The sequence below is a fragment of the Streptomyces sp. NPDC002574 genome, from assembly GCF_042889545.1.
Taxonomy (GTDB): Bacteria; Actinomycetota; Actinomycetes; order Streptomycetales; family Streptomycetaceae; genus Actinacidiphila.
Genome location: NZ_JBIARB010000012.1, coordinates 1 through 23976 on the forward strand (window position 1 = coordinate 1; position 23976 = coordinate 23976).

Consider the following 23976-nt stretch of genomic DNA (forward strand, 5'->3'; position numbering starts at 1 on the left):
GGCGTAGGCCTGCATCATCGCGTACTCGATGCCGTTGTGGACCATCTTCGCGAAGTGGCCCGCACCGACCTTGCCCGCGTGCACCGACCCGAAGTTGCCCACCGGCTTGAGGGCGTTGAAGACCGGCTGGACCTTCTCGACGTCCTCGGCCCGGCCGCCGTACATCAGCGCGTAGCCGTTCTGCAGGCCCCAGACGCCGCCGGAGACACCGCAGTCGACGAAACCGATGCCCTTGGCCGCGAGCTCCTCGGCGTGCTTCTCGTCGTCCGTCCAGCGGGAGTTGCCGCCGTCGACCACCACGTCACCCGGCGACAGCAGCTCACCCAGCTCGTCGATGGTGGACTGCGTCGCGGCGCCGGCCGGCACCATCACCCACACCACCCGGGGCGCCTCCAGCTTGTCCACAAGTTCCTGCAGGCTGTGGACGTCGGCGAGGTCCGGGTTGCGGTCGTAGCCGATAACGGTGTGTCCGGCCTGGCGGATGCGGGTGCGCATGTTCCCGCCCATCTTGCCGAGACCGATGAGACCGAGCTCCATCGTTGATCCTTCGTTCGAAGCCTGCCTGACCTAGGTCGAGCCTACGTCGGCCCCTGGGGGCCGACGTGACCGGACAGGCCTCGCATCAGCCGGACAGCCGGACCGGCATGATGAGGTACTTGTACGCATCGTCCGCCTCGGCGTCGACCGCCGGACGGCCGCTCAGCAGCGCGGGCTTGGTGGACGTCGTGAACGACAACTGCGCCACGGGGGAGTCGATCGCGCTCAGACCGTCCAGCAGGAAGGTCGGGTTGAAGGCGATCGAGATGTCGTCGCCGTCCAGCTTGGCGTCCACCCGCTCCACAGCCTGTGCATCGTCGCTGGACCCGGCCTCCAGGGTCAGCACGCCCTGCTCGAAGCTCAGCCGCACCGGCGTGTTGCGCTCGGCCACGAGGGCGACGCGCTTGACGGCCTCGACGAACGGGGCGGTCTCGATGACGGCGACGGAGTTGAACTCGGTCGGGAAGAGCGTGCGGTACTTCGGCAGGTCGCCCTCGAGCAGCCGGGTCGTCGTACGGCGGCCCGCGCCCTCGAAACCGATCAGGCCCTCGCCCGCGCCGGAGCCGGCCAGGGCGATGGAGACGGAGTCCCCGTTGGTGAGCGACTTGGCGGTGTCCAGCAGCGTCTTGGCGGGCACCAGGGCGACCGCGGAGATGTCCGGGGTCTCCGGCTTCCACAGGAACTCGCGGACCGCGAAGCGGTAGCGGTCGGTGGCGGCCAGGGTGACCGTGTCGCCCTCGATCTCGATGCGCACACCGGTGAGCACCGGGAGGGTGTCGTCACGGCCGGCGGCGATGGCGACCTGCGCGGCGGCCGCGGCGAAGACCTCGCCGGGGACGGTGCCGGAAGCGACGGGCATCGCGGGCAGCGCCGGGTACTCGTCCACAGGCAGGGTGTGGAGTGTGAATCGCGAGCTGCCGCAGACGACGGTCACGCGCACACCGTCGGTGGAGATCTCCACAGGCCTGTTGGGAAGTGCCCGCGAGATGTCGGCGAGCAGCCGGCCGGAGACCAGGACGGTGCCGTCCTCCTCGACGTCGGCCTCGACGGAGACCCGGGCCGAGACCTCGTAGTCGAAGCCGGACAGGCTCAGCTGGCCTTCCTCGGCCTTCAGCAGCAGCCCTGCAAGGACCGGCACCGGGGGACGGGCCGGGAGACTGCGGGCCGCCCAGGCCACTGCCTCCGCGAGTACATCGCGCTCCACCCGGATCTTCACCGGAACCGCCTCCTGCTGTTGCTGGCTGTCTGTGGCCGAACTGTCTCTTGGCCCTGCTGGCCCTCTTGCCGGGGAACAGTCTGACAGCCGCCACCGACATGCGGTGCGCGTTGGGGTCAAGCCGGAGCGGGAGGGGTCGGGCCGTCGACGGCTCGTTTGTGCACAGGCCCCACTTCGAAGCAGGTCTCCCGGTATCTCACCCTGGTCGTAGTAATAGGGGGTGTGGATACCGTGGATAAGTGGTTCCTGCCCAGGTCAGGCAGCGTTTTTTATCCACCGCGCCTGTGGGCGGGGCCCGTGGACAAACAGGCCCCTCTGTGGACAGCCCGACGTTGTGCACACGCGATGCACAGGACAGGGCCGGTTCTCCCCAGCACTGTCCCCAGGAATACCCAGGTTCTCCCCAGCCCAACCCACCACGTTGGTGTGACGCGGTTCACTCCGACCGGTGAGAGGTCGTGTCGGGTTGCCGAACAGTGGACAGAACTGTGGAGAAGCCGCCCTTGGGTGGGGACAACCGCCCCGATCCTGTGGGCGGCCGGTGGACAACTTCGTGGACGTCCCTGTGGGCGGTCGGCACGTCCACAGTCTGTGGATCCGGGTTGCCCACAAATCCACACGCCTCCCAGCAGGTGCGATGAGTCTCCCACAGCACCGCCTGTGGACGAGTTCTGGACAACTTGGGCATCCCCAGGCTGTGGACGGGGAAAACCGGGCCGTTGCTGTGGAGAGACGTTCCTGTGCACGGCGGGCGGCCGGCGCGTTCGAACAAAGCGAAGCGCCCCGGGAGTTGGACCCGGGGCGCTGGGGACGCGTGGAGGCCGCCGAAGCGGTCGAGAGGAGGCCGCGATCAGCTCTTGATGCGGTTGGTGAGTTCGGTGACCTGGTTGTAGATGGACCGCCGCTCCGCCATGAGGGAGCGGATCTTCCGGTCGGCGTGCATCACCGTCGTGTGGTCGCGGCCGCCGAACAGCGCGCCGATCTTCGGCAGCGACAGGTCGGTGAGCTCACGGCACAGGTACATCGCGATCTGGCGCGCGGTGACCAGCACCCGACTGCGGGAGGAGCCGGAGAGGTCCTCCACGTCCAGTCCGAAGTAGGAGGCCGTCTCGGCCATGATCGCCTGGCCGCTGATCTCCGGCACGGAGTCCTCGCCGCCCGGGATCAGGTCCTTCAGCACGATCTCGGTCAGCTGGAGGTCGACCGGCTGCCGGTTCAGGCTCGCGAAGGCGGTCACCCGGATCAGCGCGCCCTCCAGCTCGCGGATGTTGCGCGAGATCCGGGAGGCGATGAACTCCAGTACCTCCGGCGGGGCGTTGAGCTGCTCCTGTACGGCCTTCTTGCGCAGGATCGCGATCCGGGTCTCCAGCTCCGGCGGCTGGACGTCGGTGATCAGACCCCACTCGAAGCGGTTGCGCAGCCGGTCCTCCAGGGTGACCAGCTGCTTGGGCGGCCGGTCGGAGGACAGCACGATCTGCTTGTTCGCGTTGTGCAGGGTGTTGAAGGTGTGGAAGAACTCCTCCTGCGTCGACTCCTTGCTCGCCAGGAACTGGATGTCGTCGACGAGCAGGATGTCCATGTCTCGGTACCGCTTGCGGAACGCGTCCGCCTTGCCGTCGCGGATGGAGTTGATGAACTCGTTGGTGAACTCCTCCGAGCTCACGTACCGCACCCGGGTGCCCGGGTAGAGGCTCCGCGCGTAGTGCCCGATGGCGTGCAGCAGGTGCGTCTTGCCGAGGCCGGACTCCCCGTAGATGAACAGCGGGTTGTACGCCTTGGCCGGCGCCTCGGCGACCGCCACCGCCGCGGCGTGCGCGAAGCGGTTGGACGAGCCGATGACGAAGGTGTCGAAGAGGTACTTGGGGTTCAGCCGGGCGGTCGGCTCGGCCGGGCCGCCGGAACTGCCGGAGCCCGTGCCCGTACCGCCTCCGTGCCCCGACGGGCTGTGGCTGTTGTGGCCGCCGTGCCCGTTGTGGCTGTTATGACTGTTGTGGCCGCCCCCGTGTCCGACGGGACCGCCGCCGTTGTGGCCGCCCGGCGTTCGGGGGGCCGGCATCGGGGGCAGTTGGGTCGTGGGGGGCTCGCGGCGGGGCGGGACCTGGTGCGCCGGCGGCATGTCGTAGCGCGACGGGGGCGACGGGTAGGGCTCGCGCTCCTGGAAGTCGCCGAGCCGCTGCTGCTGCCAGTGGTCCTCGGGGTCGCGGGGCGGCCAGCCGCCGGGGGAGCCGGCCTGGTGCTCGGGGTACGCGCGGCGCATCCGCGGGCCTTCCCCGTAGCCGTGCTGGGGCTCGTCGTAGGGGGAGGGCTCGGGCTCGTACGCGCTCTGCTGCGATTCGTGGAACGGCGGGGGCGGCTCGGGGGCCGACTCCTGCTCGCTGCCCGAGGCGACGGCGATGGCGATACCCACGGGATGACCGAACTCACGGCTGAGCACCTCGGTGATCAGCGGGAGGAGCCGTCCTTCCAGCACGCTCTTGGCGAACTCGTTCGGGGCCGAGAGCACGGCGGTGCCCGCGACCAGGGCGAGCGGCTGGGTGCGCTGCAGCCAGTCCGCGTCCTTCGGCTTCAGGTCGTCGCCGTCGACGAGAAGTTTCTGCAGGACCCTTGGCCAGACTGAGGCAAGATCGGCAGTTACGTCAGCCACAGGGCACGCTCTCTCGGTCGCTGGTCGGTGCCGATGGGTCCCACGAAGGTGTGGTTCTTGGGACGGACGGGAATGTTTTGGGGTTCTGCCACGGTAGTCAGCCGGGCCTGCCTGGTTCAAGTCGTTGTCCACAGGGTGTGCAAAACCACGTCCGGATGGCGGCTCCGGCCGGGCTCCGGACCCGCTGGTTTGACCTGATGCCTCAGCCGCGCGTACCGTAACCAGGTCGAGTTGTCGATGGCTGCTGCCGCCTGCCTACCGATGGGCGAGGATCACCGAGGTGATCGTTAAGCGGTGCACACCTGGGATGTTCCGCGAGTTTCTCGTGGGCGCACGGTGACAGCCAGGCGACGCCCCGCCAACACCCGATTCATCCTGGAGCCCCCGAGTGAGCAAGCGCACCTTCCAGCCGAACAACCGTCGTCGCGCCAAGACCCACGGCTTCCGGCTGCGCATGCGTACGCGTGCCGGCCGCGCCATCCTCGCGACCCGCCGTAGCAAGGGCCGCGCCCGTCTGTCCGCCTGATCGCACCGAAGCGCGAGGTGTGATGTCGTGCTGCCCACCGAGAATCGGCTGAGGCGGCGGCAGGACTTCGCGAGCGCGGTACGTCGAGGACGCCGGGCCGGACGACCCCTCCTGGTCGTTCACCTGCGCACCGACAGTGAGACAAGGGACCCGCACGCGGCGGGGGGAAGTGCCCCCCCGGCGCGTGCGGGTTTCGTTGTCAGCAAGGCCGTCGGAGGCGCTGTCACCCGGAACCTGGTCAAGCGTCGCCTTCGTCACCTTGTTCGCGAACGTCTGTCCGTGCTGCCCCCCGGTAGCCTGGTAGTCGTACGAGCGCTGCCCGGTGCGGGTGACGCAGACCATTCACAGCTGGCCCGAGACCTGGATGCCGCCCTCGGGAGGCTCCTGGGGGTGGCGCGATGAAGTACCCGCTACTGGCGTTGATCAAGATTTACCAGTGGACCATCAGCCCGTTGCTCGGTCCGGTCTGCAAGTACTACCCCTCGTGTTCTCACTACGGGTATACGGCGATCGATCGGCACGGCGCGATCAAGGGCACCGCCCTGACCGCGTGGCGGATCCTGCGTTGCAACCCGTGGTCGCTCGGTGGCGTGGACCATGTCCCGCCGCGCAAGCGGCCGCCGTGGCACGCTCGCCTGCGTGAGGCCCTCCGGGGCGACACAGCCGGCGGGTCCGTTACTCCCGAGCCCGTCGAGACCCCTAACGCCCAAGGAGCCTGACCGTGGGGATCTTGAACCCCCTCTACGACGCAGTTTCGTGGATCATCGTCCAGTTCCACTCGCTGTACAGCCTTGTCTTCGACAAGGACAGCGGCCTGGCCTGGGGTCTGTCGATCGTCTCGCTGGTGGTCCTGATCCGGATCTGCCTGATTCCGCTCTTCGTGAAGCAGATCAAGGCGACCCGGAACATGCAGGCGCTCCAGCCGAAGATGAAGGCGATCCAGGAGCGCTACAAGAACGACAAGCAGCGCCAGTCCGAAGAAATGATGAAGCTGTACAAGGAGACGGGTACCAACCCGCTCTCCTCGTGCCTTCCCATCCTGGCGCAGTCGCCCTTCTTCTTCTCGCTCTACCACGTCCTCAGCAACATCGCCAAGGGCAACCAGGTGGGCGTGCTGAACGCCGACCAGGTCGCCAGCGCGCAGAAGGCGCACATTTTCGGTGCCCCGCTCGCCGCGACGTTCAGGGACGGCGCCGACAAGGTCGCCTCGCTCGGTGCCTCGGTCACCGACGTGCGGATCGTCACGATCATCATGATCGTCCTGATGTCGGCCTCGCAGTTCTACACGCAGCGCCAGCTGATGACCAAGAACGTCGACATGACGGTGAAGACCCCGTTCATGCAGCAGCAGAAGATGCTGATGTACGTCTTCCCGATCATGTTCGCCGTCTTCGGTATCAACTTCCCGGTCGGTGTCCTCATCTACTGGCTGACCACCAACGTGTGGACCATGGGCCAGCAGATGTTCGTGATCCGCCGCAACCCGACGCCGGGCAGCCTCGCCTACCAGCAGCGCCAGGAGCGCCTGAAGGCCAAGGGCCTGCTCAAGGAGGAGTCCGCTCCCGTCAAGGAGCCGCAGGACGCCACCCCGGTCAAGCGCGCGCAGCCCAAGCGGCAGTCCAAGTCCCAGCGCCAGACGGGCGGCACCGGTCAGCCGGCCGCGACCAGCGCCGGCAGCAAGCCCAAGCCGGCCGCGGTGAGCAGCAAGCCCAAGCCGGCCGGTGGTGGCGCCGCGGGTAACAAGCCCAAGCCCAGCAGCGGCGCGGACAAGCCGAACCTGTCGAAGAAGAAGTAGTAGAGGAGTCCCGCCGTGACGGACGGCAACACCACCGACGCGCTGACCCGCCTCGAGCAGGAGGGTGAGATCGCGGCTGACTACCTCGAGGGCCTGCTGGACATCGCCGACCTCGACGGTGACATCGACATGGACGTCGAGGGCGACCGCGCGTCGGTCTCCATCGTCGGCGAGTCGTCGAGCCGTGACCTCAACAAGCTGGTGGGTCGTGAGGGCGAGGTCCTGGAGGCGCTCCAGGAACTCACCCGGCTCGCGGTGCACCGGGAGACCGGTGACCGCAGCCGGTTGATGCTGGACATCGCCGGCTTCCGGGCGCACAAGCGCACCGAGCTGACGGACCTGGGCGTCAAGGCCGTCGAGGAGGTCAAGGAGAGCGGCCGGCCGGTGAAGCTGAAGGCCATGACCCCCTTCGAGCGGAAGGTCGTGCACGACGCTGTCGCGGCCGCGGGGCTCCGCAGCGAGTCCGAGGGCGAGGAGCCCGAGCGCCGAGTGGTCGTCCTTCCGGCCTGACCGCCTTCCGGCTCCCCGCTGTGTGTACGTGGCCCCGTCTGCTCGCAGGCGGGGCCGAATCTTGTCACCCTGATGACGGTTCTCATGGTTCTCACGGTTCTGAGGGCCGAACTACGGAAGGACGGTTCTCGTGACGGAAGCAGCGGCGGAGCTTCCCCCGGCGCCGGAAGCGGCGCGGGAGGTCTTCGGAGAGCGCTTCGCGGACGCGGTGCGCTACGCGGAGCTGCTGGCCGAGGCGGGCGTGGGGCGTGGGCTCATCGGACCCCGGGAGGTGCCGCGCCTGTGGGAGCGGCATCTGCTGAACTGCGCGGTGCTCTCCGAGGTGATCCCGCACGGTGCCTCGGTCTGTGACGTCGGCTCCGGAGCGGGGCTGCCCGGTATCCCTCTGGCGCTGACCCGGCCGGACCTCACGATCACCCTCCTGGAACCGCTGCTGCGCCGGACCACCTTCCTGGAGGAGGCCGTCCGCCTGCTCGGCCTCGACAACGTCGGGGTGGTGCGCGGCCGCGCCGAGGAGATGATCGGCAAGCTGCCTCCGGTGGATGTCGTGACCGCCCGCGCCGTGGCGCCGCTGGAGCGGCTGGCCGGCTGGGGGATGCCATTGCTCCGTCCGCACGGAGAGATGGCCGTGCTGAAGGGCGACACCGCCGAGGAGGAGCTGAAGGCCGCCCGGGCGGCGCTGAGCCGGCTCGGTGCCGCGGAGACCTCCGTGGTGCAGGTCGGTGAAGGCGTGGTGGACCCGCAGTCCACGGTGGTCCGGGTGCTCGCGGGGGAGAGCCCCGGCGGTGTCCGTGCCGCGACCCGGCGAGCCAAGGCCGCACGGGCGAACCGCCGGCGTCAGCGCTGAATGTGACGTTCGCGACATTCATCGGGTGTGCTCCATACAACCGGTCAAACCCGGACAACCCGGAGTGTCGGATAGGAAACGGATGCCCGCCTGCGCATCGTGTTTCACGTGAAACGGCGCTCTCTGCTTCCAGGAATCCTCGGTCGGGCCCGCGCGGCGGCCGAAACGCTGACCCAACGGGCCTCGGAATCGCTCGCTCCGGCGATCCGACCGGAGGATTCATCCACAGGAGAACGGGCCTCACTGGTTCGCGACCCCGAAAGCATGGCAGGCTCTGTTCATTGCGAGCTTGTAGTCGAGGAGAGTGAATCCTTGCGGTCCGACGCCAACATCGCGGGACCGATGGCCGATCCGGTCCCCGGTCCCCGTACCGAGCTGTTCGGGGAGGATGTTTCACGTGAAACACCGCCCCCGATGGATGACACCCCCATCGGCCGAGCCGCCCAACTGGCCGTCGAGGCTCTGGGGCGGGCCGGTGAAGGACTCCCCCGCCCAGCCGAGACCAGAGTGATCGTCGTCGCCAACCAGAAGGGCGGCGTCGGCAAGACCACCACGACGGTCAACATGGCGGCTTCCCTGGCCCTCCACGGGGCCCGGGTGCTCGTCGTGGACCTCGACCCCCAGGGCAACGCCTCCACGGCGCTGGGGATCGACCACCACGCCGAGGTGCCGTCCATCTACGACGTGCTGGTCGAGAGCAAGCCGCTCTCCGACGTCGTGCAGCCGGTCCCGGACGTGGAAGGGCTGTTCTGCGCCCCCGCCACGATCGACCTCGCCGGCGCGGAGATCGAACTCGTGTCACTGGTGGCACGGGAGAGCCGGCTGCAGCGGGCCATCGAGTCCTATGAGCAGCCGCTCGATTACATCCTCATCGACTGTCCGCCCTCGCTCGGTCTGCTGACCGTCAACGCCCTCGTGGCGGGTGCCGAGGTGCTCATCCCGATCCAGTGCGAGTACTACGCCCTGGAGGGTCTGGGTCAGCTGCTGAGGAACGTGGAGCTGGTGCGCGGACACCTCAATCCCAAGCTGCACGTCTCCACCATCCTCCTCACCATGTACGACGGCCGTACTCGGCTCGCCTCACAGGTCGCGGAGGAGGTCCGCACCCACTTCGGCAAGGAAGTGCTGAGCACGAGCATCCCGCGCTCGGTCCGCATCTCGGAGGCTCCCAGCTACGGTCAGACCGTGCTGACCTACGACCCCGGCTCCAGTGGCGCGTTGTCCTACCTGGAGGCGGCGCGGGAGATGGCGATGCGTGGTCTCGGAAGCGGCAGTGAGTTCAATGAACAGAGCAGGTCGGAGGGGATCCAGTGAGTGAGCGTCGCAGAGGGCTCGGCCGTGGTCTTGGCGCGCTGATTCCTGCCGCACCGAGTGGTGCGGATCAGGCAGCCGCGACCGCGGTGGCGACGGCGGCGGCTGCGGCCGCCCCCGCCGTGGCGGTCCTGGCGCCGGAGCGGGGGATCGCGGCGGCGAAGGTGACCGCCCTCGCGGAGCACAACGGGACCGTGGAGATCCCTGTTTCACGTGAAACGCAGGAGGGGTTCGGCGACCAGGGGCCGGTCCCGGTGGCAGGGGCCTACTTCGCGGAGGTGCCGCTCGATGCGATCACCCCGAACCCCCGGCAGCCGCGTGAGGTCTTCGACGAGGACGCCCTGGCCGAACTTGTCGCCTCCATCAAGGAGGTCGGCCTCCTCCAGCCGGTCGTGATCCGCCAGGTCGCTCCGGAGCGCTACGAGCTCATCATGGGTGAGCGGCGCTGGCGCGCCAGCCGTGAGGCAGGGCTGGAGCGCATCCCGGCGATCGTCCGGGCGACCGAGGACGAGAAGCTCCTCCTCGACGCGCTGCTGGAGAACCTGCACCGCGCACAGCTGAACCCGCTGGAAGAGGCTGCTGCCTACGACCAGCTGCTGAAGGACTTCGCCTGCACGCACGAGCAGCTGGCCGACCGGATCGGCCGCTCCCGCTCCCAGGTCTCCAACACCCTCCGGCTGTTGAAGCTCTCGGCGCCCGTACAGCGCCGTGTGGCGGCCGGTGTGCTCTCCGCCGGGCACGCCCGCTCACTGCTCGCCCTGGAGGACGTGGAGGACCAGGACAAGCTCGCCAGCCGGATCGTGGCCGAGGGGCTGTCGGTGCGCGCGGTCGAGGAGATCGTGCACCTGATGAACTCCGAGACGGCGCCCGTCCGGAAGTCCGCGACTCCGCGGGCCGGAAGGCGGGTCTCCCCCGCCCTCACGGATCTGGCGCTGCGTCTGTCGGACCGGTTCGACACCCGGGTGAAGGTGGACCTCGGCCAGAAGCGCGGAAAGATCGTCGTCGAGTTCGCCTCGATAGAAGATCTGGAGCGCATTCTCGGCTCGATGGCTCCGGGCGAGAGCAACACCCTTCAGCGGTCGCTCACCGAGGAGACCGACGAAGACGAGGAGTGAGCCCGGCTCACCGCCCGGCCGGCGGCGCCGGCCCACCACGCGAAAGCGGGTCGCATCCCCTCAGGGGAATGTGGCCCGCTTTTTGCTGGGCCGTTGGTGTTGTCCGGTGTCGGACATGTCCTCCCGCGGATACGATGCCTACGAGATGGAGCACTACCCCCTGAGGTGGGAGGCCCATGCGATCGGTGCGGCGCGCTGGAGTGGAGCACGATTGGCAGACGGCCGCTCTCCTGGCCGCGGGGCTGGGACTGGGGGCGGTCGGTGGCTTCGTCGGCAGTTGGGTCCACGACAGAAACGAGGGTCTGACCTCATGGGGCGTCGGCTCGTTCCGCTCACGCTGGACAACCTCCCGGATCTCCCCAACCGCTGTCGCTCGTGCGTCTTCTGGGAACTCGACCCGGTGAGCGGTGAGGCCGCCGTCCAGGCCGGGAAACCCGAGCTGGAGAAGGAGTCCTGGATATCGGCCGCCCTCCTGGAATGGGGATCGTGCGGCCGGGTCGTCTACGTGGACGAGGTCCCCGCCGGCTTCGTGCTCTACGCACCGCCCGCGTACGTGCCGCGTTCCACGGCCTTCCCCACGAGTCCCGTCTCCGCCGACGCGGTGCAGCTGATGACGGCGCGGATCATGCCGGGCTTCCAGGGGCAGGGTCTGGGCCGGGTGCTGGTGCAGACCGTCGCCAAGGACCTGGTGCGCCGCGGCTTCCGTGCGATCGAGGCCTTCGGCGACGCGCGTTGGGAGGAGCCGGCGTGCGTGCTGCCGGCGGAGCATCTGCTGGCGGTCGGCTTCAAGACGGTGCGTCCCCACCCCCGTTTCCCGCGGCTGAGGCTGGAGCTGCGGACGACGATCTCCTGGCGGGAGGACGTCGAGTTGGCGATCGACCGCCTGCTCGGAGCCGTGCAGAAGGAACCCGCGCTGCGGCCGCTGTGACAACGCAGAGGGCCCGCCCCCGGTGAGGGGGCGGGCCCTTTCGCTGCCCGTCGTCAGGCCCGTGCGTCGGCCGTCAGCCGATGAAGTCGGAGAGGTCGCGCTCGATGGCGGCCTTCGGCTTCGCACCGACGATGGTCTTCACGACCTCGCCGCCCTTGTAGACGTTGAGGGTCGGGATCGACATGACGCCGTACTTGGCGGCGGTGACCGGGTTCTCGTCGATGTTCAGCTTGACGATGGTGATCTGCTCGGCGTGCTCGGCCGCGATCGCCTCCAGGGACGGGGCGATCTGACGGCACGGACCGCACCACTCGGCCCAGAAGTCGACGAGGACGGGCTTGTCGCTGGCGAGGACCTCCTCGTCGAAGGTCGCATCGGTGACGATCTTGGTGTTGCCGGCCACGGCTGTCTCCTCGGGGTGTTGTGCGGGTGCTTCTGTTGTGGGGGTGGGTCAGACGGCGGCGGTGGTCTGCTCGGGCTCGCGGGTGTGCTCGGCCTCGGCGTCGCTCAGGGCCGCGAGGAATCGCTCCGCGTCCAGCGCTGCGGAACAGCCCGTGCCGGCCGCCGTGATGGCCTGACGGTAGGTGTGGTCCACGACGTCACCCGCGGCGAAGACGCCGGGGATCCGCGTGCGGGTGCTGGGGGACTCGACCTTGAGGTAACCCTCGCCGTCCAGGTCGAGGATGCCCTTGAAGAGGTCCGTGCGCGGGTCGTGGCCGATCGCGATGAACAGACCGGTCACCGGGAGCTCGGAGGTCTCACCGGTCTTGGTGTTGCGCAGGGTCAGACCGGCGAGCTTGCCCTCGCCGTGGATCGTGTCGACCTCGCTGTCCCAGATGAACTTGATCTTGGGGTCGGCGAAGGCACGCTCCTGCATGGCCTTGGAGGCGCGCAGGGTGTCGCGGCGGTGCACCACCGTCACGGTCTTGGCGAACCGGGAGAGGAAGGTCGCCTCCTCCAGCGCGGTGTCACCGCCGCCGATGACGGCGATCTCGTTGTCCTTGAAGAAGAAGCCGTCACAGGTGGCGCACCAGGAGACGCCACGGCCGGACAGCACGTCCTCGTTGGGGAGCCCGAGCTTGCGGTGCTGTGAGCCGGTCGTGATGATCACGGCCTTCGCACGGTGCACGGTGCCCTCGGAGTCGGTGACGGTCTTGATGTCACCCTCGAGGTTCACCTCGACGATGTCGTCCGGGATCAGCTCGGCCCCGAAGCGCTCGGCCTGGGCGCGCATGTTGTCCATCAGATCCGGGCCCATGATGCCGTCGCGGAAACCGGGGAAGTTCTCCACCTCGGTCGTCGTCATCAGTGCACCGCCGGCGGTGACCGCTCCCTCGAAGACCAGGGGCTTCAGCGAGGCGCGTGCGGTGTACAGCGCGGCTGTATAGCCCGCCGGCCCGGAACCGATGATGATCACGTTTCGGACGTCGCTCACGGGTTCATTCCTCGTCTCTGTCTGCCAGCTGCGCCGGTGACCCGGCGGGACTGTTGTATCCGCCTAACGGATACTACGGGCCCGGCATTCCCAGCGCTCCGGCCCTAACGAGGGTATGTCTCCTCACGCAGCAGAGTGCCCGTTGGGGACGGCGTGGCGGCCGCGCAGGATGCATCCACGAGGAAGGCGTCGACCAGTGAACGATCGCCGGGATGCGGGAGGACGACGAGGTAGGAGTCCGATCCGTCGTATACGCCACGACGGGCGGCCAGTGGCGTGCCGTCGTCCGGACGGTCGATCGCCCGCAGGACGCATGAGGGCGGTACGCCGTTGACGTCCATGAGCGGCGACTGGGAGTCGGGTTTCTGCTGGACGTGGTTGTGCGCGGTGCCGGCCAGCAGCTCCTGGACCTGCGTGCGCAGGAGGTCTGCTGCTTCGCTCCGCTCGTCCGACTGGCCGGCCGAGGCCGCCGAGTCCTTGGTGCCGACAGCGGCGTCCGTGGCGTTCTTGGACTGCCCGGACGAGGACTCCACCAGAGCGGCGCCGAGCCCGCCGAGGCCGAGGACCGCCATCGCGGAGACGGTCAGGACCAGTCCCTTGTGCCAGCGGCGACGGGCTCGCACCGGAGGCCGGCCCGGACCGGTGGCAGCGGTGCCCCGGCCGTCGGGTCCACGGCCACCGGCGGACGATGTTTCACGTGAAACAGGCGTCGCCACCGTCACGGGCGATGTTTCACGTGAAACAACGGGGGCGGTGGAGTCCAGCAGGACTTCCGCGGCGAGTGCCGCATCGATCCGGCCGGCGATGTCGGCGGGCATTCGGGGCGGGCCGGGGAGCGTCCCGAGCAGCTCGCGAATCTCCTCCAGGGAGGCCCGTACGTCGGCGCAGAGCGGGCAGTCGTCGAGATGACCACGGATGGAGGCGGACCGCTGGGGCGGCAGGATGCCCTCGGTGAAGTCCGAGATCTCGGCGACCTCGGGATGCTCGTTCGTTCCCGTCGGTGACGTCATCGATGTCCACCTCCGCCCTTCGTGATCCCGTGACCCGGCCCGGTCTCCGTCTCTGGGACGGATGCGTTCTCCGTCCGGTTCCTTCCCCCGCCCCGATCGGCGCTACCCCCGGCCCCTTCACGCAGATGAGTGAGCAGGGGCAACAGCCGTGCCCTGCCCCGGGCGCATCTGCTCTTGACGGTTCCCGCCGGGACGTCGAGGACGGCCGCGGCCTCCGCCACGGGGTAGCCCTGCATGTCGACCAGGACGAGGGCGGCGCGCTGCTCGGGCGGCAGCGTCGCCAGGGCTCGGAGCAGCTCCCGATGGAGCTCCCCCCGCTCCGCCGGGGCGGCGGCTGACTCGTGCGGTTCGAGGAGATCCTCGAACCGCTTCTCGTCGATGACCGACGAGGTCCGGCGGGAGGCCGCCTTGCGGGCCCGGTCCAGGCAGGCGTTCACGGTGATGCGGTGCAGCCACGTCGTGACGGCGGACTGGCCGCGGAAGGTGTGGGCGGACCGGAAGGCGGAGACGAGGGCGTCCTGGACGGCGTCCGCGGCCTCCTCGCGGTCCCCCAGGGTCCGCAGGGCCACCGCCCACAGCCGGTCGCGGTGCCGGCGGACCAGTTCCGCGAAGGCGTCCGGGTCCCCCGCTACATGACGGGCGAGGAGGTCGCTGTCCGCGACCTCCCCGCCCGTGTTCTGCTTTGGCACTCTCCCCCCAGTTCTTTCGCTAGCCGCTGACCTTGATCTCGGAGATCCGGCCGCGGTAGTTGCCCTGATCGGTGCGGGGGAGCTGGGTCAGCCAGACCAGGAGGTAGCGGGTTCTGACCGCCGTGCCCGGCGTGAAGCTCGCCTGGCCCCCGGAGGCGGAGGCCACCTTGGTGAAGTCGTCGAGACCGGTCGGCATGGAGTCGGCCCCCGAGCTCGCGGCCATCAGGTCGGCGCTGGTGTCGTCCCCTATGAAGTCGACCTTCACCTTGCCGACCCGCTGAACGCTGCCCAGATCGACGATGACGCCGACACCGGACTTCAGGCCGCCGAGGTTGGCCTGGGTGTACCAACTGGTCTCCCAGAAGGTGGACGGCTTGCCGTCGTAGGCGTTGGGAACGTCCCGCGGGTTCTCCGACCCGTCGGTGCCCAGCGGGTCGAAGTCCTTGGCCCCAGTGATGGCGATGGGCTTGCCGGATGTCAGCTGTGCGGTGCCGCTGGGGTCGTCGCCGCCGCCCGTGGGCGGGGCGGTGCTCGTGCCCCCGTCCTTGGACTGGTTCTCGCGGTCCATGAGCGTTTCCGCGACCTGCCAGCTGCCGAGACCGATGGCGGCGATCAGGAGGGCCGACACGGACCACTTGAGGGCCCTGCCGGTACGGCCGGTGAGGGCCGGGGGCGGAGTGGCCGGCAGGACCGTGGTGACGTGCGCCGAGGGATGGGAGGCGGACTGGCGGTAGGCGCCCTGCTGGTACGTCGTCCGCGAGTACGGGGCCGTGGACGGCTCCGGAGGCCGGATCTTGGGGGTCGCGGCGACCGCCTTCGCCAACTCCTCCGGGGTGGCGCACGGACCCGGCTCACGGGACGCCGTGGCGCCGTCGTTGACCAGGGCGCGCATGGCGAGCTCGGAGAGCCCGCGGTGGATTCCCGCCCGCACCTTGTCCGGCGCGACGAGACCGACGTCCTTGGGCAGGCCGCTGAGTCCGTACGCGTCCTCCGCGTAGGGCCAGCGCTGGGTCAGGCACGCATACAGCAGCGCGCCGATCGCCTCGGTGTCCTCGCGCTGCGGACGCTCGGAGCTGATGCCGCGCAGCGCCGCCGCGACGGCCAGACCGCGGATGCGGTACTGGCCGGCCTCGGTACGCAGCACGGCGTCCGGGTTGAGCCGCAGGTGAGCCAGGCCCTCGCGGTGCGCCGCGGCCATGGCCTGGGCGACCTGGCTGACCATCTGGTAGGCCTCGTGCGGCTCCAGCGCGTCGGCCGCGATGAGTTCCGTCAGCTCGCGGGCATCGGGCAGCCACTCATGGATGACGTAGACGAGGTCGTTCTCCTCGACGGCGTCGAGGACCTGGACGAAGCGGGGGTCTCCGAGCAGCGCCGCCGAGCGGGCCGCGGCCAGCACCGAGCGTGCGCGGCCGTGGTCCGCGGGCAGGATGTGGATGCCCACGGCGCGGCGGAGCTTCTCGTCGAAGGCCTTCCAGCTGCTGAAGCCGTCGACACGGGTGAGGCAGTCCTCCAGGCGGTAGCGCCTGGCGAGTTTGTGGCCGCTGTGGAGCTCCGGCGGCGCGTTCCTGGTCGGTGCTGTCTCCTCGGGGAGGGTCTCCTGCGGTGCGTCCTGCTCTTCGCTCAGGTCGGTCGCCTCGTCGGCAGTGGCATCGTCCGCGTGAGCGGTGAGCGGCTTGTCGCCGCTCTCGTTGGCCACTCCGACGGCAGCCGGGCTCCGTTCCGCCACCGTCGTTCCTGCCTCCCCATCCGTTGCAAGATCTGACAACACAGCCAAGGACAATTGTGCCAACAGTCCACCGCTATGCACGACACGCGGGGGCGGGTGATGGTTGCCCCCGCGGCTTGAATCAGCGGCCCAGCCGGCCGCGGACCATGCCGACCATGGCCGTCATCTCCTCGATGCGCATGCGCTTGGCGGCGATGAAGAAGACTCCGCCGAGCACGACGCCGCCGAGGACCAGCGACAGCAGTGAGACGGCGGCGCCGTGGCCCAGCGAGTGCGAGACACCGTAGACGACCGCCCCTGCGGCAGCCGCGGCGGGGATGCTCGCGCCGAACAGTCGGGCGTAGGTGCGCACCACGCGCTTGCCGTCGATGTCGCCGCCGAGCCGGTGGCGCAGCCGCTTCACCGCGACACCCACGCCGATCGTGTAGGCCAGGCCGTAGCCGGCGGCCATGCCGACGACCGCCCAGCGGGCGGGCAGCAGGAAGTAGCAGAGCGCCGCCGCCACCGCGTTGCACGCGGCCACGATCACCGTGTTGTAGAAGGGGGTGCGGGTGTCCTCGTACGCGTAGAAGCCGCGCAGCACGATGTACTGCACGGAGAACGGGATCAGCCCGAGGCCGAAGGCCATCAGGATGAAGCCGATGTTCAGCGCGCCGCTGCCGGAGCCGCTGTACAGCAGGGTGGTCATCGGGACGCCCAGCGCCAGGAAGGCGAAGGCGCACGGCACGATGGCCACGCCCGAGGTGCGCAGGCCGTAGGAGAGGTCGTCGCGGACCGCCGCGGCGTCGCCGTCGGCGGCGGCGCGGGAGATGCGCGGCAGCACGGCGGTCATGACGGAGACCGTGATGATCGCCTGCGGCATCTGCCACAGCAGGAGCGCGTAGTTGAAGCCGGTGATGCCGGTGCCCTCCTGGCCCGCCTTCTCCGCCGTCGCACCGGCCGCCGTCGCGAACTGGGTCAGCACGATCATGCCGATCTGGTTGGCGAGGACGAAGAAGAAGGTCCACTTGGCCAGCCGGGCGGCGTGCCCGAGGCCGTGGCCGCGCCAGTCGAAGCGGGGGCGGATGCGGAAGCCGGCGTCACGCAGGTACGGAAGCATCGACAGCGCCTGCACGGCCAGGCCGAGCAGGGTGCCGATGCCGAGCAGCCGGGCGCCGTCCGGGGTGATGGTCGCCGAGCTGACCCCGGTCCGGGTGAACGAGCCGAAGGCCCAGATGAAGGCCCCGAAGGTGGCGATGGTGACGATGTTGTTGAGGACCGGGGTCCACATCATCGCGCCGAAGCGGCCGCGGGCGTTGAGGATCTGGCCGAGCACGACGTGCACACCCATGAAGAACATCGTGGGGATGCAGTAGCGGGCGAAGGTGACCGCGACCTCGAACCTGACCGGGTCGGAGGCGATGTCGTGGGACATCGCCTGGATGAAGACCGGGGCCGCGACCACGCAGATCGCGGTGACGACCGCGAGGCCCGTCACGACCAGGGTGAGCAGGCGGTTGGCGTAGGCCTCGCCGCCGTCCTCGTCGTTCTTCATGGCGCGGACCAGCTGCGGGATGAAGACGGCGTTGAGCGCGCCGCCGCCGACCAGGATGTAGATCATCGTGGGCAGCGTGTTGGCGACCTGGTAGCCGTCGTTCAGGGTGCCGACGCCGATCGCCGCGGCCATCACCAGGGTCCGCAGGAAGCCGGTGAGGCGGGAGACCAGGGTGCCGGCCGCCATGACGGCGCTGGACTTCAGCAGGCTGCTGCCGCGGCTGCCCGCGGCGGCCTGGACGGGCTCCACCACCGGCTCCGGCTCGGGAGCCGGCGGCTCCGGGTCGTCGCGGAAGAGGTGCGCGTAGGCGTCCGGCTGGGGCGCCTGGGCACCGTTCTCGTCAGGGGCGTACGAGACCAGCTCGTCCACGCCCACGTACCGCGTGGCGGCGTCGTCGGCGTAGGGCATCCGGTAGGGCTGGTGGCCGTAGGGCGGCTGACCGTAGCCCTGGGCCGGGTGCGCGGTGCGGTCGTACAGCGCCTCGTCCACCGGGTCCTGCGCGGTGGGGTCCTGGCGCTGGTACGGATCGCGGGCATAGGTGTCCTGCAGATACGGGTCGGGCACGGCGGGGGGCTGCCCGGGCTGGGCGGGGAACCGCTCCGCCGCTTCCCGTTCGCGTTCACCGTCGTACGGCGCGTTCATCACTGCCCCACCTCATCGGCCCCTGACTCGCTGACTATCGGTCCACCTTCTCACCCGTCCCGGACGGGTCCTTACTTTGCGCGGCGGTGTCCGGCGCCGGGTCACCCGGCTGCCCGGGCCCGGCGCCGTCCTGGGCACCACCGGTGCCCTTCGCGGTGCCGTCGGCGGTGTCCTCCTCCGCGTCTTCCCCGTCCTCGGCCGCTTCCGCGCCCTGGGGGTCAGGGTCTTCCCCGTCGTTCCCGTCGCCCTCGTCGTCGCCGTCCTCACCGGCGGCACGGCGCTTGCGCTGGTGATACATCCGTACGCCGGCGAGGACAAGCAGGAGCAGACCGGCGGCGATCACCAGCATGACGGTGGAGGTGATCGAGGTGACGTCCACCGTGAACGTGATCGGCTTGCCGTAGGCGACGTGGTCTTTGGTGTAGAGCTGCGCGGTGATGGTGTTGAGGCCGTTGCGCGCCGCCGTAGCCGCGAACTTCAGGGACCGGGTGTGGCCGCCCTCCACCGTGACCGGCTGCGGGTCACCCGGGTCCATGCTGTTGCCCTGGCTGGAGCTCAGCTCCAGCTGCAGGCCCTCGATGGTCTGGCCGAGCTCGTTCTTCACGGTCACCGGGATGGTGCCGCTGCGGCCGGAGAGGGTGAGGGTACCGGTCTTGGGGAGGATCTGGACGAGCCCCATGAGATCGGAGAGGTACGCGCCGATCGCCGACCGGAAGGAGGCGGCGCCCCCGGAGTTGCCGCGCCACTCGGTGGACATCGACCGCAGCAGCGCCGTCGTGAAGGGGGTCGTCACCCGGTCCTTGCGGCTGAGGATGACCAGGAAGCCGTTGAGCCTGGCCTGGGTGGCCTGGATCTGGCGGAACGCCTCGGTGCTCAGCTCCCGCTTGCGCAGGCTCGCCGGGTAGGCGCTGCCGCGCGGCACCGTGCGGTTGGCCAGCGGATCCGGGGTGGCCTTGGCGGCGTCGGAGAAGTCGGCCGTCTCGGCCCACGCGCTGGACTCGACGGAGGTGATGGCCTGCGCCATCGCCTGGGCCTGCGAGGCGCTGGGCATGCGCTGCGGGGCGACGACGATGCTCCGCTGCCGCTCTGGCGCCTGCATCGTGACCATCAGCGTCTGGGCGACGAACTTCTGGATCGCCAGGGTGGCGTTCTCGGCGCGCATCATGTCGCCGTCGAAGCCCTCGGAGAGCCCCGCGTCGGCCACCACGGCGGTGGTGCCTCCCCCGATGGGTCGGGCGGAGGTGGGCGTGTACTTGGGCTTGCCTGGCTCGCCCAGGCTGTCGCTGCGGGCGATGATCTTGTCCGCGCCCGCCGAGGTGGCGACGTCCACGATGGAGGGGTCGACGGCGCCCTGCACCGGCCAGGCCACGTCCGTGGCCGGCGTGATGTGCAGGACGGTCTCGAAGGTGGTGGTCGCCAGTTCGGTGGCCGTGTTGAGGTGGGCCAGGGTTCCGGCGACGTTCTTGCCGTGGTGCGCGATCGAGGCGATGTCCGGGTCGGAGAACGGCAGGGCCACCACGTCGTCGCCCGTCAGGGCGGTCTTGAGGTCGGTCAGCCAGCGCTTGGCGTCGTCGGTCCCGGTGCCGGAGGTGGTGTGATCGAGATCACCGCCCGGACCGGCCACCTGGTAGCGGCGGGTCATCGCGTCGACGGTGGCGATCAGGTCCGGGTCGACCACCCAGGTGACCGGGAGGTTCCGACCGAGCGTCACCAGCTGCTGGAGCCGCCCGCCGGGGGCCAGGTCCTGGGCCAGGTTGTCGTCCAGGAAGATCGGGCTCTGCTGGTCGTCGCCCTCGCTGCGCACGGCCAGGTGGGGACGGTCGATCAGCGGCCACAGAAAGGTGTACCGGGTGCTCTTGGCGGTCGCGGTCCTGTACCAGGGCAGGAAGGTCCGCTCCACGCCCAGGATCTGCCGGTAGCCGGTGGCACGGGTCTGCCCGGCGAGGGAGATCCCCAGCTGGTAGACGCCGTCGGAGCCCAGCTGCAGGTCCTTCACGGGGATCGTGAGGGTGAAGGGCCGGCTCACACCGGCCGGCAGGTCCTCCAGAGCGGCCGTGTGGCCGGAGATCTCGTAGCCGTCGATGCCGGGACTGTAGGTGCCGCGCCCGGCGGCGGTCCCGATGGCGCTGCGGCTGGTGAGCGGGCCGCCTGGGGCCACCTCCACACCCATCTCGGCGTCGGTGACCGTCTGCTTCCCCTTGTTGGTGACCGTTCCGGTCACCGTGAGGGTGTCGCCCTTGCTGGGGACGGTGGGGGAGAGTGTGTCCACCGACACGTCGACGTCCTGGCCCGAGGAGGCCGCGTACGCCGCGGGGGCCGTCTGGGCCTGGAGCAGACCCGCGAACATCGCGGCGCCGGCGAGCAGCGCCGCCGCTCGACGCAGCCTCGTACGGGCCGGAGCTGTCCCAGGGTGCTGTGCCGCCTCGCCCACGCGCTGGCCGTCCCTCGTCGTCATCGGATGTGCGTCCTGGAATGGTAACGATGCTCGATGAGTCGAAGTGCTGCGGTCGGGCCACAAGATCGGCACAATGACGGCCGCGGACCGGTCCGTGGCGATCATGGGACGACACTAAACCGGTCGGCCGTGGGGCGCACGGGCACGTACCCTGTTCTGTTGTGCCGAATGCCAACAACGCCCCCCAGACCCTGAAGCCGGCGCCCGCCATCGCGCCGGTGGCCGAGGACCTCGGCCGTCGCTTCCAGGACGCCGGATTCCGGCTTGCCCTCGTCGGCGGTTCGGTCCGCGACACCCTGCTCGGCAGGCTCGGCAACGATCTGGACTTCACCACGGACGCCCGGCCCGACCATGTGCTCAGGATCATCCGCGGCTGGGCCGAGGCGGTCTGGGAGGTCGGCATCGCCTTCGGCACGGTCGGCTGCCGCAAGGACGGTTTCCAGATCGAGATCACGACCTACCGCTCCGAGGCGTACGACCGCACGTCCCGGAAACCGGAGGTCTCCTACGGCGACACCATTGAGGAAGACCTCGTACGCCGGGATTTCACCGTCAACGCGATGGCGGTCGCCCTGCCCGACCCCGAGTTCGTCGACCCGCACGACGGTCTGAGCGATCTGGCCCAGCGGGTACTGCGCACACCGGGCACCCCGGAGGAGTCGTTCTCCGACGACCCGCTGCGCATGCTGCGGGCGGCCCGCTTCGCGGCGCAACTGGACTTCGAGGTGGCGCCCGAGGTGGTCACCGCGATGACGGAGATGGCCGACCGCATCGAGATCGTCTCCGCGGAACGGGTCAGGGACGAGCTGAGCAAGCTGATCGTCTCCGAGCACCCGCGCAAGGGCCTGAGCCTGCTGGTCGAGACCGGCCTGGCCGCCCGTGTGCTGCCGGAGCTGCCGGCCCTGAAGCTGGAGCGGGACGAGCACCACCGGCACAAGGACGTCTACGAGCACACGCTGACGGTGCTCGACCAGGCGATGGCCCTGGAGACCGAGGGCCCGGACCTCGTGCTGCGTCTGGCCGCGCTGCTGCACGACATCGGCAAGCCCCGGACCCGGCGGTTCGAGTCCGACGGTCGGGTCTCCTTCCACCACCACGAGATGGTGGGCGCGAAGATGACCAAGACCCGGCTGACGAAGCTCAAGTACCCGAACGAGACGATCAAGGACGTCGCCCGGCTGGTCGAGTTGCACCTGCGGTTCCACGGCTACGGCACCGGTGAGTGGACCGACTCCGCGGTGCGCCGCTACGTCCGGGACGCGGGGTCACAGCTCGAGCGGCTGCACAAGCTGACGCGATCCGACTGCACCACACGCAACAAGCGCAAGGCCGCTGCCCTGTCACGCACGTACGACGGGCTGGAGGAGCGCATCGAGCGGCTGCGGGAGCAGGAGGAACTGGACTCGATCCGCCCCGACCTGGACGGCAACCAGATCATGGGGATCTTGGGCATCGCCCCGGGCCCCGAGGTCGGTAAGGCCTACGCCCACTTGCTGGAGCTGCGGATGGAGCACGGTCCGCTCGGCGAGGAGGCCGCGGTGGAGGCTCTCAAGGAGTGGTGGGCCGCACAGGGCAACTGAGCCACGCGGGCCGGAACGGTCATGGCGTGCGGAGGGGGTCGTGTTTCACGTGAAACACGACCCCCTCCCGGCATGACCGGGTCGGGTGTTTCACGTGAAACACGGCAATGGCGCCGTGTTTCACGTGAAACGAAGCGGAGTACGCGCGGTGCCCACCGCCACCCCGGCATAGATCAGGGCCAGGGCGATCACCAGGGCGGCGGACCGGCCGTCGGGGGGCAGGATCAGGGCGCAGACGGCCGCCGCACCGACAAAGGCCACATTGAAGAGGACGTCGTAGAGGGAGAAGACCCGGCCGCGGTAGGCGTCGTCGATCGAGGACTGGACCACCGTGTCGGTGGCGATCTTGGCTCCCTGGGTGGCGACTCCGAGGACGAAGGCGGCCACGAGCACCGGGACCGGACGGAAGGGCAGCCCCAGGCCCGGCAGCAGGACGGCCGCCGAGGCCGCACAGACGGTGATCCAGCCGAAGGTGCCGAAGCGGTTCGCCGACCACGGAGTGATCACCGCCGCGACGAAGAACCCCGCCCCGGACGCGGCGACCGCGAGGCCCAGCAGCGCCAGTCCGTCCCCGCCCGACCCGTCGCCGGCCCCCCCGTCGGCCCAGGCGTACCGGCACAGCATGAGCACCGTCACCGTCAGTCCGCCGTAGCAGAAGCGCATCGCCGTCATCGCGGCCATCGCCCGCGCCGCCCGCGGACGCTCCCGCAGATGCCGCAGTCCGTGCAGAAGCCCGCTGAGTGTGCTCCGCAGTGCCTCGCCGACCCGGGGCTGGACCCGGGCGGGATCGGGGCCGAGCAAGTCCTTCCCCAGCAGCAGGGAGGTCAGCCCCGCAGACAGATAGACCACCGCGGCCAGGAGCACGACCAGGGCGTCGGACGCCCGGCCCTCGGCGACCCCGAGGTGGATGAGGAACGCCAGCCCGCCGCCCGCGGTCGCCGCGAGCGTGCCCGCGGTCGGGGAGAGCGAGTTCGCCACCACGAGGCGGTCGCCGTCCACCACGCGTGGCAGTGCGGCCGACAGGCCGGCCAGGACGAAGCGGTTGATGCCGGTGACCGAGAGGGCCGACAGATAGAACAGCCAGTCCGGGACCCGTAGCAGCATCAGGGCGGCGGTGCCGGCCGAGAGCAGTGCCCGCAGGAGGTTGCAGTAGAGCAGCACCTGCCGCCGGCGCCAGCGGTCGAGCAGGACGCCCGTGAACGGCCCCAGGAGCGAGTACGGCAGGAGCAGCACCGCCATGGCGGAGGCGATGGCCGCCGGTGAGGTCTGTTTCTCCGGGGAGAAGACCACGTAGGCCGCCAAGGCCACCTGGAACACCCCGTCGGAGAGCTGCGACAGCAGCCGTACTGCCAGCAGCCGCCGGAAGTCACGGAAGCGCAGCAGCAGACGGAGATCGCGTACGACGGCCATGCGCACAGCCTCACACGACGCACAGGCCCCCGGGTGTCATACCCGGGGGCCTGATGGGTCGCGTCG

General features: G+C 69.7%; 20 protein-coding genes and 1 pseudogene. 10 read left to right on the forward strand and 11 right to left on the reverse strand.

All coding sequences use genetic code 11. The annotated features are described in order from the left end of the window. The 3 genes and pseudogenes from ACFYXS_RS27705 to dnaA form a co-directional block, all read right to left on the reverse strand. Positions 1 to 543 (reverse strand): annotated as a pseudogene (locus tag ACFYXS_RS27705) (NAD(P)-binding domain-containing protein); the annotation flags it as partial. 79 nt (positions 544 to 622) lie between these two features. Next, positions 623 to 1753, reverse strand: a complete 1131-nt coding sequence (gene dnaN, locus ACFYXS_RS27710) for a DNA polymerase III subunit beta (protein ID WP_389252938.1) — start codon at positions 1751 to 1753, stop codon at positions 623 to 625. 850 nt (positions 1754 to 2603) lie between these two features. Further along, positions 2604 to 4397, reverse strand: coding sequence for a chromosomal replication initiator protein DnaA (dnaA, locus tag ACFYXS_RS27715; protein WP_389252940.1), 1794 nt, complete (start codon positions 4395 to 4397; stop codon positions 2604 to 2606). 388 nt (positions 4398 to 4785) lie between these two features. On the opposite strand from dnaA, the gene rpmH reads away from it, so the two are divergent. The 9 genes from rpmH (at position 4786) to ACFYXS_RS27760 (ending at position 11429) form a co-directional block, all read left to right on the forward strand. Then, entirely contained in the window at positions 4786 to 4923 is a 138-nt protein-coding gene (gene rpmH, locus ACFYXS_RS27720) for a 50S ribosomal protein L34 (RefSeq protein ID WP_003975051.1), read from the forward strand. A 27-nt stretch (positions 4924 to 4950) separates the two neighbouring features. After that, positions 4951 to 5325 carry a ribonuclease P protein component gene (gene rnpA, locus ACFYXS_RS27725; protein WP_389252943.1) on the forward strand — a complete coding sequence of 125 codons (375 nt, stop codon included), beginning with the start codon at positions 4951 to 4953 and terminating at the stop codon, positions 5323 to 5325. After that, a complete protein-coding gene (gene yidD / locus ACFYXS_RS27730; RefSeq protein WP_389252945.1) occupies positions 5322 to 5642 on the forward strand; it encodes a membrane protein insertion efficiency factor YidD in 321 nt (106 codons plus the stop codon). Before rnpA ends, yidD begins: the two co-directional genes overlap by 4 nt. 2 nt (positions 5643 to 5644) lie before the next feature. Further along, a complete protein-coding gene (gene yidC, locus ACFYXS_RS27735; protein WP_389252947.1) occupies positions 5645 to 6718 on the forward strand; it encodes a membrane protein insertase YidC in 1074 nt (357 codons plus the stop codon). Positions 6719 to 6733: 15 nt separating this feature from the next. Then, the gene (locus ACFYXS_RS27740) at positions 6734 to 7228 is read left to right on the forward strand and encodes a protein jag (protein WP_389252949.1); all 495 of its coding nucleotides are present in this window, start codon (positions 6734 to 6736) and stop codon (positions 7226 to 7228) included. 130 nt (positions 7229 to 7358) lie between these two features. Continuing rightward, entirely contained in the window at positions 7359 to 8075 is a 717-nt protein-coding gene (rsmG, locus tag ACFYXS_RS27745; RefSeq protein WP_389252951.1) for a 16S rRNA (guanine(527)-N(7))-methyltransferase RsmG, read from the forward strand. Positions 8076 to 8339: 264 nt separating this feature from the next. After that, positions 8340 to 9389 (forward strand): ParA family protein, encoded by a 1050-nt coding sequence (locus ACFYXS_RS27750; RefSeq protein ID WP_389252953.1) that lies wholly within the window; start codon positions 8340 to 8342, stop codon positions 9387 to 9389. After that, positions 9386 to 10501 (forward strand): ParB/RepB/Spo0J family partition protein, encoded by a 1116-nt coding sequence (locus ACFYXS_RS27755; protein WP_389252955.1) that lies wholly within the window; start codon positions 9386 to 9388, stop codon positions 10499 to 10501. The genes ACFYXS_RS27750 and ACFYXS_RS27755 overlap by 4 nt, the downstream gene beginning before the upstream one ends. A gap of 310 nt (positions 10502 to 10811) precedes the next feature. Continuing rightward, positions 10812 to 11429, forward strand: a complete 618-nt coding sequence (locus ACFYXS_RS27760) for a GNAT family N-acetyltransferase (protein WP_360904497.1) — start codon at positions 10812 to 10814, stop codon at positions 11427 to 11429. A 73-nt stretch (positions 11430 to 11502) separates the two neighbouring features. Here ACFYXS_RS27760 and trxA read toward each other — a convergent pair whose 3' ends face one another. The 7 genes from trxA to ACFYXS_RS27795 form a co-directional block, all read right to left on the reverse strand. Continuing rightward, the gene (gene trxA / locus ACFYXS_RS27765; RefSeq protein WP_319663357.1) at positions 11503 to 11832 is read right to left on the reverse strand and encodes a thioredoxin; all 330 of its coding nucleotides are present in this window, start codon (positions 11830 to 11832) and stop codon (positions 11503 to 11505) included. A 48-nt stretch (positions 11833 to 11880) separates the two neighbouring features. After that, the gene (trxB, locus tag ACFYXS_RS27770; protein WP_389252959.1) at positions 11881 to 12864 is read right to left on the reverse strand and encodes a thioredoxin-disulfide reductase; all 984 of its coding nucleotides are present in this window, start codon (positions 12862 to 12864) and stop codon (positions 11881 to 11883) included. A 104-nt stretch (positions 12865 to 12968) separates the two neighbouring features. Next, positions 12969 to 13874: an anti-sigma factor family protein gene (locus tag ACFYXS_RS27775; protein ID WP_389252961.1), complete on the reverse strand. Its 906-nt coding sequence runs from the start codon at positions 13872 to 13874 to the stop codon at positions 12969 to 12971. Further along, the gene (gene sigM / locus ACFYXS_RS27780; protein ID WP_389252963.1) at positions 13871 to 14563 is read right to left on the reverse strand and encodes an RNA polymerase sigma factor SigM; all 693 of its coding nucleotides are present in this window, start codon (positions 14561 to 14563) and stop codon (positions 13871 to 13873) included. The genes ACFYXS_RS27775 and sigM overlap by 4 nt, the downstream gene beginning before the upstream one ends. Positions 14564 to 14582: 19 nt before the next feature. Continuing rightward, on the reverse strand, positions 14583 to 16289 hold the full coding sequence (locus ACFYXS_RS27785; protein WP_389252965.1) for a serine/threonine protein kinase: 1707 nt from the start codon (positions 16287 to 16289) through the stop codon (positions 14583 to 14585). Positions 16290 to 16410: 121 nt separating this feature from the next. Next, positions 16411 to 18465, reverse strand: coding sequence for a murein biosynthesis integral membrane protein MurJ (gene murJ / locus ACFYXS_RS27790; protein WP_389252967.1), 2055 nt, complete (start codon positions 18463 to 18465; stop codon positions 16411 to 16413). Between the two features lie 34 nt (positions 18466 to 18499). Continuing rightward, positions 18500 to 20920: a DUF6049 family protein gene (locus ACFYXS_RS27795; protein WP_389252969.1), complete on the reverse strand. Its 2421-nt coding sequence runs from the start codon at positions 20918 to 20920 to the stop codon at positions 18500 to 18502. Between the two features lie 161 nt (positions 20921 to 21081). On the opposite strand from ACFYXS_RS27795, the gene ACFYXS_RS27800 reads away from it, so the two are divergent. Beyond that, entirely contained in the window at positions 21082 to 22500 is a 1419-nt protein-coding gene (locus ACFYXS_RS27800) for a CCA tRNA nucleotidyltransferase (protein WP_389252971.1), read from the forward strand. Positions 22501 to 22620: 120 nt separating this feature from the next. On the opposite strand, the gene ACFYXS_RS27805 is transcribed toward ACFYXS_RS27800, so the two are convergent. Next, entirely contained in the window at positions 22621 to 23910 is a 1290-nt protein-coding gene (locus tag ACFYXS_RS27805) for an MFS transporter (RefSeq protein WP_389252974.1), read from the reverse strand. Positions 23911 to 23976 lie beyond the last annotated feature (66 nt).

Coding starts and splice junctions, on each gene's coding strand:
- yidD (WP_389252945.1), top strand. CDS start 5,322: ATGAAGTACCCGCTACTGGCGTTGATCAAGATTTACCAGTGGACCATC.
- ACFYXS_RS27750 (WP_389252953.1), top strand. CDS start 8,340: ATGGCAGGCTCTGTTCATTGCGAGCTTGTAGTCGAGGAGAGTGAATCC.
- ACFYXS_RS27760 (WP_360904497.1), top strand. CDS start 10,812: ATGGGGCGTCGGCTCGTTCCGCTCACGCTGGACAACCTCCCGGATCTC.
- ACFYXS_RS27775 (WP_389252961.1), bottom strand. CDS start 13,874: ATGACGTCACCGACGGGAACGAACGAGCATCCCGAGGTCGCCGAGATC.
- murJ (WP_389252967.1), bottom strand. CDS start 18,465: ATGAACGCGCCGTACGACGGTGAACGCGAACGGGAAGCGGCGGAGCGG.
- ACFYXS_RS27795 (WP_389252969.1), bottom strand. CDS start 20,920: ATGACGACGAGGGACGGCCAGCGCGTGGGCGAGGCGGCACAGCACCCT.
- ACFYXS_RS27805 (WP_389252974.1), bottom strand. CDS start 23,910: ATGGCCGTCGTACGCGATCTCCGTCTGCTGCTGCGCTTCCGTGACTTC.